This is a genomic window from Flavobacterium rhizophilum, assembly GCF_046000485.1.
GTDB lineage: Bacteria > Bacteroidota > Bacteroidia > Flavobacteriales > Flavobacteriaceae > Flavobacterium > Flavobacterium rhizophilum.
Window position 1 is genome coordinate 20,515 of record NZ_JBELQB010000017.1, and the last position, 13,435, is coordinate 33,949.

11 protein-coding genes are annotated in these 13,435 nt (G+C 35.7%); 8 read left to right on the plus strand and 3 right to left on the minus strand.

Translation table 11 applies throughout. The features are described 5' to 3' along the window. Nucleotides 1-141 precede the first annotated feature (141 nt). The 8 genes from ABS768_RS17010 (at nucleotide 142) to ABS768_RS17045 (ending at nucleotide 7,305) form a co-directional block, all read left to right on the plus strand. A complete protein-coding gene (locus tag ABS768_RS17010) occupies nucleotides 142-669 on the plus strand; it encodes an RNA polymerase sigma factor (RefSeq protein ID WP_408076156.1) in 528 nt (175 codons plus the stop codon). 260 nt (nucleotides 670-929) lie between these two features. Further along, nucleotides 930-1,775, plus strand: a complete 846-nt coding sequence (locus ABS768_RS17015) for a FecR family protein (RefSeq protein ID WP_408076157.1) — start codon at nucleotides 930-932, stop codon at nucleotides 1,773-1,775. Nucleotides 1,776-1,876: 101 nt separating this feature from the next. Beyond that, nucleotides 1,877-4,492 carry a TonB-dependent receptor gene (locus tag ABS768_RS17020; RefSeq protein ID WP_408076158.1) on the plus strand — a complete coding sequence of 872 codons (2,616 nt, stop codon included), beginning with the start codon at nucleotides 1,877-1,879 and terminating at the stop codon, nucleotides 4,490-4,492. Nucleotides 4,493-4,495: 3 nt separating this feature from the next. Beyond that, nucleotides 4,496-5,335, plus strand: coding sequence for a DUF4249 domain-containing protein (locus tag ABS768_RS17025; RefSeq protein ID WP_408076159.1), 840 nt, complete (start codon nucleotides 4,496-4,498; stop codon nucleotides 5,333-5,335). Between the two features lie 409 nt (nucleotides 5,336-5,744). Then, nucleotides 5,745-6,170: a hypothetical protein gene (locus tag ABS768_RS17030; RefSeq protein WP_408076160.1), complete on the plus strand. Its 426-nt coding sequence runs from the start codon at nucleotides 5,745-5,747 to the stop codon at nucleotides 6,168-6,170. A 14-nt stretch (nucleotides 6,171-6,184) separates the two neighbouring features. Continuing rightward, a complete protein-coding gene (locus ABS768_RS17035) occupies nucleotides 6,185-6,463 on the plus strand; it encodes a hypothetical protein (RefSeq protein WP_408076161.1) in 279 nt (92 codons plus the stop codon). Nucleotides 6,464-6,506: 43 nt separating this feature from the next. Then, nucleotides 6,507-6,809, plus strand: coding sequence for a hypothetical protein (locus tag ABS768_RS17040; RefSeq protein WP_408076162.1), 303 nt, complete (start codon nucleotides 6,507-6,509; stop codon nucleotides 6,807-6,809). A gap of 34 nt (nucleotides 6,810-6,843) precedes the next feature. Next, complete coding sequence (locus tag ABS768_RS17045) at nucleotides 6,844-7,305, plus strand: VOC family protein (protein WP_408076163.1); 462 nt, start codon at nucleotides 6,844-6,846, stop codon at nucleotides 7,303-7,305. Between the two features lie 600 nt (nucleotides 7,306-7,905). Here the strand turns inward: ABS768_RS17045 and ABS768_RS17050 are convergent. The 3 genes from ABS768_RS17050 to ABS768_RS17060 are packed head-to-tail and all read right to left on the minus strand — an operon-like array spanning nucleotide 7,906 to nucleotide 13,403. Next, nucleotides 7,906-10,995, minus strand: a complete 3,090-nt coding sequence (locus tag ABS768_RS17050) for an efflux RND transporter permease subunit (RefSeq protein ID WP_408076164.1) — start codon at nucleotides 10,993-10,995, stop codon at nucleotides 7,906-7,908. Between the two features lie 21 nt (nucleotides 10,996-11,016). Then, nucleotides 11,017-12,114, minus strand: a complete 1,098-nt coding sequence (locus tag ABS768_RS17055) for an efflux RND transporter periplasmic adaptor subunit (protein ID WP_408076165.1) — start codon at nucleotides 12,112-12,114, stop codon at nucleotides 11,017-11,019. Between the two features lie 5 nt (nucleotides 12,115-12,119). After that, nucleotides 12,120-13,403, minus strand: a complete 1,284-nt coding sequence (locus tag ABS768_RS17060; protein WP_408076166.1) for a TolC family protein — start codon at nucleotides 13,401-13,403, stop codon at nucleotides 12,120-12,122. Between the last annotated feature and the right edge of the window lie 32 nt (nucleotides 13,404-13,435).

Sequence of the window (13,435 nt, forward strand, 5' to 3'; positions counted from 1 at the left end):
ACAAAAGTCGGCAGATAGGTTAGGCTTATTGTAGTCTAATTCAGGGTAGTTGTAGCCAAAAAAAGTTTTATAATATTATTTTATACTATAATTCTTATTATTGAGTTATGTTAAGCAATTGCTTTCCGCATATATTATTTTATGGATAACAGTAAGCTAATAAAGAATCTTAAAAAAGGAAATCAAAAAACCTTTAAGGAAGTTTATTTTAAGCACTATGATAAACTCATACAGGTGGCAAGGAGGTTTGAATTTAAATTTCTTACCCCCGATGATTTCGTGCAGGAAACTTTTGTACAGCTTTATACCAAAAGAGAGCTGTTAAAGGAAGATGTTCTTTTTGATAAGCAGTTGTTTGTTATCTGTAAAAATATAATACTTAATCATCTTAACAGGGAAAATAAGGTTATTCCACTGGATCCTGTAAAACTTAAAATGGAAGCCGAAGGCGAAGATACCGACCTACTTTTAATGGAGGATAGGAGAAAACAGCTTCAATACTTACTGGAGCAGCTACCTGAACAACAAAAAAAAATATTTACACTACACAAACTGGATAACTATTCGTACCAGGAAATAGCAGAGATGACAAGGCTTTCCGAGAAAACAATAGCCAATCACATTTACCTCGCTAATAAATTTATTCAAAAAAAAATCGCAGAGGCTTAGGAACTTTTTGTTTCCCGTTTGTTATAGGATAAATGACAAGCAAATGAACCTCGAGATTTTTAAGACCAATGTAGAAACACAAGAGCAGGCAAATTACCTTTTAAGACTGTTGCAGCATTGTATTTCTGATTGCCCTATAAGCTTTGATTTGAAGGACAGCAACCGTATACTGCAAGTGCAAACCAACAGGGAAATTTCTGAGGTGGTATGCTCCCTTTTTGTAAAGCAGGGTTTTTATTGTCAAAAACTATAACACTACCATGAAAGATAAAGATATTGATAAGGAACTGAAAAAAGTTTGGGAAGTGGAAGCTATCCGGCAGCCTGATGAGAGGAAAGAAGCTTCCTGGAATGACTTCTCTGCAAAGGTATTTGAGAAAAAACCGAGAAAGATAAAACCATGGTACTATGCCGCAGCGGCGATATTAGTTGTGTTCCTTTCACTAAGCGGAGTCTTATTGTCAGATAATCCTCTTGGAGGTAAAAGTGATATGGCCTATACCATAGTTGAGAACCCTACTACAAAAGTGAAGCTTATTAACCTCCCTGATAGTTCTGTAGTAGAATTACAGCCAAATGCTAAACTGGAATATACCAGTGATTTTACAGATAACAGAAAAATAAACCTTAACGGGACCGCTTTTTTTAAGGTACATAAAGATAAAAAACATCCTTTCAGGGTATTTTGTGGTGAGACCACTACAACGGTTTTAGGTACCTGTTTTACGGTTACCGAAGGTGAGGAGAATTCGGTATCAGTAAAGTTATATGAAGGAAGCGTACAAATGACAGTGAAAGACAGCTCGCATAACTGGTTACTTTATCCGGGAGAGGAATTTATATACAATAAAAAAGCAGTTACTGTAGAAGCTTTTAACCGATTTAAGGATTTTGATAATGTACCGTTAAAATCGGTATTAAAATATATAAGAGACACTTATGGCTATGAGGTAGTTATGCCCCAAAGTTATACCAATATGCAGGTAACACTGCGATTAAACGAAAAAGAAAATTTAACCGATGTAATACATATTTTGGCCGAAATGTATAACCTAACTCCGCAAATAAATGAAGAAATAAAGAAAGTGACCTTTAAACAAAGATAAAATAGAAAAGGATGCCATAGCCGCGAAACTAAACATCCTTTCTGGTATCAAAACAGACCTTTACAATCCATTTTAATCTAATTTCAAAAATACAAAATTTTATGAAGCATATACTTGCATCATGCTTTTTAATGCTCAGTTTTAACTTATACTCACAACACATTTCTATAAGTATATCACCCGATTCGACTCTTGATGAACTGTTTAAACAGATTGAAAATCAAACGGATTATAAGTTTGCATTTACCGAAAAAATAGATACCGGTAACAAGTACTTTAAAAGAAGTTTGAAACAAGATACAATAGAAGTTAAACAACTCCTGGAACAGCTTAATAATGAACTGCCTTTTCATTTTTCGCTGATAGGAAATAATATCACTGTAAAACAAACGGGAACTGGTAAAAAGCAACAGGAACATACATTATCGGGAACTATTCTTGATGATAACCAACAGCCGTTAATAGGTGCCAGTATTGAGGTAAAAGGACTAAGCATTTATACATCAGCCGATGAAAAAGGAAATTTTTCCCTAAGGTTGCCCACAGGCAATTATACTGTGGTTATCACTTTTTTGGGGTTTAAAAAAAGGGAGCAACAAGTGTCGTTATCTAAAAACACCCATATTAATTTTGATATGGAGGTTGATACACAAACTCTTAATGAGGTAGTAATTAATCAGAATAATAAGGCAGTAGATGTTAAGAAGCCTCAAATGAGTATGAACAGTCTTTCAATAGAGGAAATTAAGCAAATTCCTATGGCAATGGGAGAATCCGATCCGTTAAAGGCATTGTTAACCCTTCCCGGTGTTACAAATGCAGGTGAGGCGTCTTCCGGTTTTAATGTAAGAGGCGGGGCTGCCGACCAGAATCTTATACTTTTGGACGGGGCTCCTATTTACAGTGATTCGCACATGTTTGGTTTCTTTTCTGTTTTTAATGCCGATGCTATAAAAAGTCTCGATCTGTATAAAGGAGGTATACCTTCAAAATTTGGAGGACGTGTATCTTCTGTACTCGATGTAAAACAGCAAACAGGAGGCTTGGACAGTATAGGGGTTAACGGAGGCGTAGGATTAATATCCAGCAGACTAACGGTAAAAGGACCTATACAAAAAGGCAAAAGTTCGTTTATGGTGGCTGGTAGGTCGTCTTACGCACATTTGTTTTTAAAGTTGGCAGACAATAAAAATTCGGCTATGTTTTACGATATTAATACCCGCCTTAATTTTGATTTGAGTGAAAATAACAGTCTGCAGTTTTCAGGATATTTTGGTAACGATGTTTTTGATATAGGAGATAGTTTTTCCAGTATATATGGTAATACTATGGGTAATTTAAATTGGAAACATACCTTTTCTCAGGGTTTGGCTACTAACCTTTCTGTATTTTACAGTGATTACAAGTTTAACCTTACAATTGATTCTGAAAATTTTTCATGGGATAGTTCCATAAAAAGCTACGGTTTTAAGTACGATTGGCAGCATTACCTTAATGACACCTTTACCCTTAATTACGGAATCGCAACAACCTATTATGATTTTAATCCCGGTACTTTAAAACCCGATGGCGAAAGCTCAAGTTTTAACTTCCAGCAGTTGGATAAGAAATATGCCCTTGAGCCTTCTGCATATCTGGATATTGAACAGAAAATATCTGATAAGATTAATTTACGTTACGGTTTGCGCTACAGTATGTTCTACAGGTTTGGGGCACAGGAAATAAATATTTATGAGAATAACCGTCCTGTGATATATAATCCGGTTTTTGATATTTATGAACATGGCACGGTTACCGGTTCTACATTTTATGGTAAAGGAAAAAAAATATCAGGATTTGACAATTTTGAGCCAAGAGCAGCACTGTCATTTGCCTTTAATGATGATGCATCTGTAAAAGCAAGTTATAACCGAATGGCTCAGTATTTACATATATTAACTAACAGCCAGTCGCCATTACCCATGAATATATGGACACCAAGCGGCCCTTTTATCAAACCGCAGATACTTGACCAGTTTGCTATAGGTTACTTCAGGAATTTTAAAAACAAAACCTATTCACTGGAAACCGAAGCATTTTACAAAAAAATCAAAAACCGAATTGATTATGTTGATGGTGCAGATTTGCTGGGGAATAATAATCTCGAACAGGAAATACTTAACGGTAAGGCAAGGTCATACGGGCTTGAGGTTTTGGTAAGGAAAAATACGGGTAGGTTAACAGGCTGGGTAGCCTACACAATATCGAGGGCAGAGCAAAAAACAATTGGGCAGGCTCCCGGCGAACCGGGTATTGCAAATGGAGACTGGTATCTGTCACCTTATGATAAGTTGCATAATCTGAACGTTACGGGTAATTATGAACTGAACAAAAAATGGTCGTTTAGTGCAAATTTTTCCCTGCAATCAGGGAAACCGGTAACATATCCGGATGGGTATTATCAGTTTAACGGAATTAACATCCCTAACTATTCTGAAAGAAATGCAAACAGGCTACCGGCTTACCATCACTTGGATATTGCAGCCACCTATACGCCAAAGCCATATAAGAAAAAAGGATGGCAAAGCTACTGGGTATTTAGTATTTATAATTTATACAATAGGCAAAATGCTGCTTCAATGCAGTTTACAACTAATGATGATACAGGGTTGAATGAGGCGAGGCGACTTTCAGTTTTTGGATTTATACCAAGTGTGTCCTACAACTTTAAATTTTAAACTATGAAAAACAGAATAATGATTAATTATAAACGAGCAGGAGTGAGGTTATTAAGCCTTTTAGTATTGCTGGTAGTTTGTGCCTGTGAAGAGGTGGTTAATGTTGACTTGAATACAGGAGAGGCAAAGCTGGTAATTGATGCCGAAATATTATGGATAAAAGGAACTGAAGGTAATGAGCAAACCATAAAAATAAGCCGGATGGCCGACTACTATAATCCAACGCCCCCAAAAGTATCCGGCGCTCAGGTATATATTGAAGACAGTGAAGGAAACCTGTTTATGTTTAACGAAGGAGATGAACCCGGTACTTATGAGTGTAATAACTTTATCCCACAGCTAAGCGGAAGTTATACCCTGACAGTAACTGTTGGGGATGAAACTTTCAAAGCTACCGAAATCCTAATGCCGGTCCCTGAAATAAATAGGGTAGAGCAAAGGTTAATTAATGATTTCTTCGAAGATGAATATGAAATTTCAGTATTTTATGATGACCCTCTGGAAGAACTTAACTTCTACCTTACTGATTTTGTGACCGATGTTTTGATATATCCTGATTTTGAACTCACTGACGATGAGTATAAAGAAGGACAGGAAATTAAAAATGATTTCTCAGACGAAAAACTGGAAGTAGGTACTGTGGTGGAGATTAAGGTTAGGGGTATTTCAGAACAGTTTTATAACTATATGAACCTGATTTTAGAGACTGCCTCATCAAACCCTTTTTCAACTCCTCCCGCTAATATAAGAGGGAATCTTGTAAACCAAAATACCACAGGTAGTTATGCCTTAGGGTACTTCAGGCTCTGTGAGGCAAACTACCGTTCGTATACTATTGAATAAAATTGGTAATGTTGTAATAATTGTTTAATTAAAAAGCCGGCTAACAACTTGTTAACCGGCTTTTTGCATAATTAAGGGAATTATGAATAACCTGTCACTCCGGTTATAGGTTTGAAATGATAAACTCACTACGCCTGTTCATCTGGTATTGCTCTTCGGTACAATCTATACCGTAGGCACACTCATTAACCAGCTGGGTTTATCAATTTTATTACCCATATTGATTTATGGTAATAACGCCGTCAATAGCATTTATTAGCACCTGATCTTTCATATCGATTAAAATTTCACTTGCGATTTTTTCTAAAGGATATTTTTACAAATTGATTAAATTGCTTGTAAATAAAGTTTACTTTGTGTTATATCTTTCTTAAACCTAAAAAGCTATGCTAAATCTTTTAAGTTAATAATGAAAAACAGTAAATACACTAAGTACATTGCCTTATTTGTAATAATAATCCTGACCGCTTTAGTCTATATAGATAGTTTTGAAGATATAGAAGAAATATGCAGTGATAAGCCGGGCAAAACAGAATATTATCTTATAAATTATGCTTTTAAAAGTGATTTTAGAGAGATGGTAACCCAACATAATAAAAGTGTAAAAATGGGTGAAGGTAAATCCGGTAGAGTTTATTTAAAACATAATATTTTAGATCCCGGAGATCCAATATTTAACGACCGGCTGAATTATAAAAAAGACGGTTGCAGTGATATTGATATCATGGATGTTTACTGTATAATTGACTTTAATACAACTAATGAAGGGGAAATTAGAGTGATGTATAATTTTCTTGATGACGACCAAACTATTCATGAAGTTATAAAAAAGTAATATTAAAAGATAAGATGACTGTTTTACAAGAAAAAACAATTGAGTATAATAACCTGAAAAAAGAGCTTGATGTAATTGCAGAGAAAAATTATGGTAGAGATTTAAATGGCGGATTTCCAAGTGAAGATATGCTTCAGGCATATATTAATGCTAACAGGACTACTTTAGAGCGATTAAAATTATTGAGGGAGCAGGTGGGAAAACTCAGGTATGAGTCACTTAATCCTGAAAGAAAAACTCAGGAAGACAGCAGTTTAAAAAAAATGAAGTTAAAAAGAAAAGGAAAGTTATAACGGATATGTATATGTGTTTATAACAGATATAAATTAATATATTATGGAGAGTGCAGAAAATGATATATTTAAGAAAGCCAAACAGATACTTCAGGATATTCAGGGAGAGTACTTTAAAGAAAAAAACATAGATAAGAAAATAGTATTTGAAGAATATAGACTATTAAGAGGAGGGGACACTGTGCATCCAACATGGGTCGTGTGTGTTAATGAGCCTGTTTTTGGTGTATCGCAATTTTTAGAAATTTCTGATATAACAAATGAACCACTTATTTGGCGAACTTCAATGGTGTCTGCTTTTGAAATAAAAAAAGATACTAATGGTAAATATTTTATAAAAAAATAATGAAATTAGTTATAACCTAAAACAAACATAGATAATGACAACAGTAAACATTTACCTTACGTTTAACGGAAACTGTAAGGAAGCTTTTGATTTTTATAAATCAGTATTTGGTGGAGAGTTTCCCTATGTAGGAACCTTTGGTGAAATGCCTCAACATGATGGTATGCCTCCCGTTACTGAAGAAATGAAAAACAGGATTATGCACATTACTTTACCTATAAGTAAGGAAACCTGCCTTATGGGAAGCGATACAGGGGGAGAGTGGGCAACAAACTTTAAAACGGGAAATAACTTTTCTGTAAGTGTAAATACAGGTAGTATTGAGGAGGCAGACAGAATATTTAACGGTCTATCTCAAGGAGGAAAAGTAACTATGCCTATGGCAAAAACTTTTTGGGAATCTTACTTTGGAATGTTTACTGATAAGTTCGGTATTAACTGGATGGTGAATTGTGAACTGGCCTCACATAAAAAATTTGAAGAAGAGAACAGGTAGGATAATTACATTATAAAGAAACACCGCAAACAACCCTAAAAAGTGTTGCGGTTTTTTTATGGTTAGTTAACCAGGGTTCTAAAATTCTCAATAGAGATGTTTTATTTAAGACTTTATAGTATTAATTTAAATTCTTAAATAAAGATGATTGAAAACAGTATTAATTTATGTCATGATTGTATATTTTATAACTTTTTTAATAATATTAGGATATATTATTATTAGGTTTTCAGATAAATCAGCTGCTATTTTTAATAAAAATTATATTCCGATTAAAGGTTTTTATGTAACTATTAAGCAAATGAAAAATGAGATGAAAAAAAATAACATCTCTAATGAAGACAAACAGTTACTTAAAAGGAGTTTGAGATATAGAATAATAGGTTTATGCTATGTTTTATTTATGTTTTTATGTTGGCTTATGATAAATGTTGTCTTTTCTTAAATAATTTTGAAATATACAATTATCGTTTAATTCAATTTATTGTAATCTTACTGTATACCGGCGTTTACTATTTATATATACAGATATTGTATTGATATTAAAAAAAGAATGCCACAATTTTATTGTGGCAATTCTTCAAAAACAAATTAACCTAACTACAATGGTTTTTTCTTATAACTTAAATAAAATACCTGCGGTAATACGGTAAGGGAGAGTATCATACAAAACAGTAGTCCGCCTACAATCATAATGGCTAATGGCTTTTGTATTTCCGATCCCATTCCGGTAGACATGGCTGCCGGCAGTAATCCCAGTGACCCCATTAATGCAATCATTACAATAGGCCTTATCCTGTCATAAACACCTTCGCTAACCGCATCGTTTAGATGCATTTTTTTCCTCATGTTCTCTTTCATTACAGCTATAAGTATAATACTGTTTATGGTATTTACTCCAAAGAGTATTATAAAGCCAATACCTGCCGAAATTCCAAACACAGTACCCGTAATCCATAAGGAAAGGAAGCCCCCAATAAATGCAAACGGTATTGTACTTGTGGCAATAAGAGTATCCTTAAGATTGCCAAAGTTGAAATACAGTAAAAACAAAATAAACAGTAACACTATTGGTACAATTACCGCTAACTGCTTAGAGGCTCTTTCCTTACTCTCAAACTCACCGGCCCATTTAATTGTATTTTCCTTAGGTAGTTTTACCTCGTCTGCAACTTTCTTTTGTGCCTCGGTAATAGTACTGCCTAAATCCCTGCCTTCTATATTAAAGCCTATAGCTATATACCTGCTGTTACCTTCGCGATAAATAAAAGTAGGCCCGGTTTTATAATCAATAGTCGCAATTTCCTTTAATGGTACACGCTTACCGTCGGTCGCAGGAATAAGTATGTTTTCTATTTTTTCTTTGGTATCCCTGTATTCCTTTCGAAAACGGATTCTGATATCAAACATCTTTTCGTCGTCGTAAAAAGTAGAGGCTGCCTGACCGCCAATAGCCATAGCTATTACTGCCTGTGCATCGGCGGTTGTGATGGCATAACGAGCCATCTTCTCATCGTGGAGTTGGATGCGGAGTTCAGGCAGCCCAATGTTTTTGTAAACATTAATGTCTTCTATACCTTTTACATCTTTAATTGAATTGGCTACCTCTTCGGCCATTTTTTCCAGTTCAAAAAGGTCGTCCCCAAATATTTTTATTACTAACGGACTTTTAACCCCGGCTACATATTCTTCTACATTATCCTGAATAGGCTGACTAAAGCCAAAATTAATACCCGGATAAACTTCAAGCTCTTTCTTAATCTCGGCAATGAGTTCATTTTTAGTGATTTTCCTGTTCCATTCGCCTTCCGGTTTCAGTTCCATGTGGAATTCAATATTAAAGAAACCCGTAGGATCGGTACCATCATTAGGCCTTCCCGTTTGGGAGAGTATAAACTTCACTTCCTCAAATTTTGCCAGTCTTTTTTTCATTTCTCCTGTTAGTCTTACCGATTCTTCCAGGTTAATGCTATTAGGTAAAGTTGCCCTTATGTAAATCGCGCCTTCGTTAAGTTTAGGGATAAACTCAGAACCGTAAAACATAAAGCGTACAAAGCAAACAGCAGAAAGTGCTATGAAACTGTAAATGGTCACTTTACGATACCTGCTGCTCAACTGAAATAAACCAAACAGTTTTTCCCTAAAAAAGCGCGATATTTTGTTCTCCTTTTCCACTATGTTTTTTGTGAGGAGCACTTTACACATGGCCGGTACATAGGTAAGACTTAATATAAGCGAACCTACGAGTGCATAACCCAGCGTAAATGCCAGCGGGGAGAACATTTTTCCTTCCACCTTCTGAAAAGAGAAAATAGGCATAAGGGCAACAATAAGAATAATAAGTGCAAAAAATATGTATGTGGCAACGCTGCCAACGCTCTTTTTAATAAGCCCCATTTTAGACATTTTATTAAAACGGTCCATGCCTACTTTATGAGCTTTTTTCTCGAGGGTAACAAACACCTGTTCCACAATAACTAATGTACCTTCGAGCAATAAACCAAAGTCTAAAGCGCCCATGGAAATAAGGTTAGCCGGTAGCCCCTGTATACGCAACATTATAATAGCGAAGAGGAATGATAACGGTATTACCGAAGCCACAATTACTGTTGTACGCCAGTTATACAGGAAAATAAAAACTATAAGAGAAACTAATAATACGCCTTCTATAAGATTCTTGCTAACTGTGTGAACGGTATGGCTAACCAGTTCGGTACGGTCTATAAAAGGTACTATTTGTACGTTAGAGGGTAGTACCCTGCTATTAAGTTCATCTATACGGTCTCTTAAACTTTCAATTACATCGGCAGGGTTTTCACCTCTAAGCATAATAACTATGCCCTCAACCACATCGGGATTTTCATCAAGCCCTGCCTGACCTAACCTAGGTTTTGCCGAAATGGAAACATCGGCCACATGTTTTACCAGTATGGGTGTATTACCTACGGTTTTAATAAGAATGTTACCTATATCCTGAACCTTATCTATAAGTCCTACACCACGTACTACATAGGCCTGGTCGCCACGCTGTATAACATCTCCACCCACATTGATATTACTGTTGGAAACTGCTTCAAACACATCTAGTGCCGAAAGGTCATAGTTATTAAGTTCGGTAGGGTTTATCTTGATTTCAAAGGTTTTTTCTTCACCACCAAAACTTACCACATTTGCCACACCTGGAACTGAAACCAGTTCACGCTCAATAACCCAATCCTGTAACGCAGTTACCTCTTTAATAGGCAGGTCACTTTTAATTACATACCTGAAAATTTCTCCGGTTGCTCCTGAAGGCGGATCGATCTCAGCCTCACTACCTTGGGGTAAATCAATATTATTCAGTCGGTTTGAAGCATATTGCTGTGCATAAAAATCATCTACATCCTCATTAAATAATACGGTTACTACCGAAAGTCCGAAAAGTGATATGGAACGTACTTCAGCTTTTTTAGGTACGGTATTCATTGCCTTTGTAATAGGCAGTGTAATAAATTTTTCAACCTCTTCGGCACTACGTCCCGGCCATTGTGTAATAATACGGGCTCTTGTATTGGTTACATCGGGAAATGCTTCGATAGGGGTATGTATATAGCTTATAATCCCGGCACCTAAAAGCACTGCTGTCATAAAAAATACGATAACAGAGTTTTTAAGGGAAAAAGCTACTATTTTCTGAACTAATTTTTGCATGTGTAATTTAGTATTAACCTTCTATTCGTTAGTCGCTTTTAGCTGTTCATAAATAAGAAGGTGGTTTTTAACAATAACTTTTTCGCCCTCATTAAGTCCGTTTTCAAAATATAGAAAGTCCCTGTTTTTTACAGTAGGATTTATTTGTCTACGTTCAATATGGCAATCATCTTTATATACCATAATGTAATTTTGGTTGTTGTCAAAAATCAGGGCTTTGGCACTAACAGCAGCCATTTTAGTATCGCTGTCTTTTTTATTAATAAGTATATCAGCAGTAAGTCCCGGTTTAAGTTTTAAATCGGTATTATCCATTACTATTCTTGCCTTTAGTACATGTTCTTCGGCATCAAAAACCTGAGAAATCACTGTTGTTTTTCCTGTAAAGGTCTGGTTAGGGTATGCAGGTGTAGTTATGGTTACCTCCATATCTTCATGTATATCTTTAAGATTGGCAGGATATACATTTACCATAACCCATACCTTAGAGAGGTTTGATATGGTAAAAAGAGGAGAATCGTTTGCAGCAATCTGCATACCCGGACTCATATTTTTAGAAACGATATACCCCGTTACCGGAGCCTTTATCTGGAATACTGATTTTTCGTTACTCGCACTGTATAATGAAAGGTTTTGTTCTACATTTTCCAGTGAAGATTTTAATACATTCACTTCGCTGTTAGCCTGTACTAACTCGCTTTGTGACGCTATACCGTCGTTAAACATAGACTGTACAGACTGTAATTGTCTGTTAGCTACCTGTAGTTGTGCTTCTAACGATTTGCGTTCTGCCTGAAGGCTGTTAAGCTCGGTACTTTTAATTTCGGCCAGTACATTTCCTTTTTTTACATAGTCCCCAAGCGAGAAATAGGTATTGGTAATAAGTCCGCCCACAAGGCTTGAAAACTGAACCACGTCATCTGTATTATAAGTGATGTTACCTGTTAGGGAAAGGTTTTCGGCAACAGCCTGTTTTTTTACTGTCTCTATTTCTATTTTTTCTTTAAGCTGGGCATTAAGGCAAAAGTTTTCGGTATTACGTTTTGCAGTATCCTGTTTTTCTGAACAACTGCAAGCTAATACTAAGGTTGTTGCGGCGATTAAAAATGTATATTTCATAATGATTAGTTTAATTCCTGTCCGCTGGCATAGCGTAGCTCTTCCAAACGTTCGTTAAGCTGTTTTTTTGAAGTGAGTATTATTTCTTTATTTTTAATGTAAGCCTCTACATAATCAAGGTATACAAGTAAGCTTATATTGCGTTCACTAAAGTTTTTAAAATGGCTTTCAAGTATCATATCCAAATCGTTATCATAACCGGTATCGATACTCTCGTAAAGTTGTCGCGCATTAGTAAAGTTGCTGTAAGCCTGTACTATTTCTGCCTGAGCACTGTTAAAAGTCTGTTCTTTAATGAGGGAGCTTTGTTCTATGGCGTGTTTTGCAGCTTTAATATTCCCTTGGTTTCGGTTAAAAAAAGGAAGGTCTATAGCGAAACCAACACCAAAAAAGTTATTCATGATATTACCGCCTCTGTCATAAGATGCCTGTAATATAATATCAGGTGTTCGCAGCGCTTTTTCGTATGCATATTTGTTATCACTGTACTGTTGAGCCAGTTTGGCAAACTGTAAGTCAGGACGGTTGTTTTCGGCTTCATTAATAATATCTGCCAGATTTAATTCATCGACTGAATTAAGATTAGGAACAAATCCTTCGTTTTCCAGTTTTATATAGCTTTTGGCAGGTAAGTTCATAAGGATTTTCATTTCCTTTTGCAGGATATTACCCTCAATGTTCAGTTGGTTTAGTTCATTTAGGAATTCCAGTTCAGAAGCTTTTAGCCTGACATATTCTGCCTGACTGATATTACCCTGCTTTACCTGATAAGCATAAGCATTAATGAGTTTCCTTACCGATACTAACTGTTTCTCATAAACACTTTTTTGCTGTTGGTTAAACTGTAATGCAGTAAGGTTATTTCTAAACTCGGTTTTAAGGCTTCGCAGTATGTCTTTGTAGTATTGGGCGGCCATTTGCGCACCTACCTTTTCAATAGCAATCAGTTTCTTTCTTTTACTGGCAGTATATACCAGTTGTTCAAGGCTAAGTCCTATTTCCTGATTACGACCGTAGTTACCCCATAATACCGGAAGCTCTTCTGAAGTCGAATTACTCCAAAGGTTAACTTCACTAACAGATAGGGTAGGGTTAGGCCATACTTTAGCCTGTATAACCTGTGCTTCGGCTATATCAATATTAAGTTTTTCTACCAGCAGGCTAAGGTTGCTTTGTAAAAAAATTGTTTCGGCATCAACACGTGTAAGTACTATAGTATCGTTTACACTATTTTGTGCCGATGCAATTACAGTACTAAACAAAACAAAGGATAAAATAAATCGTTTCAAGGCTTATGTTTTAATATGGGACAAAGCTATTG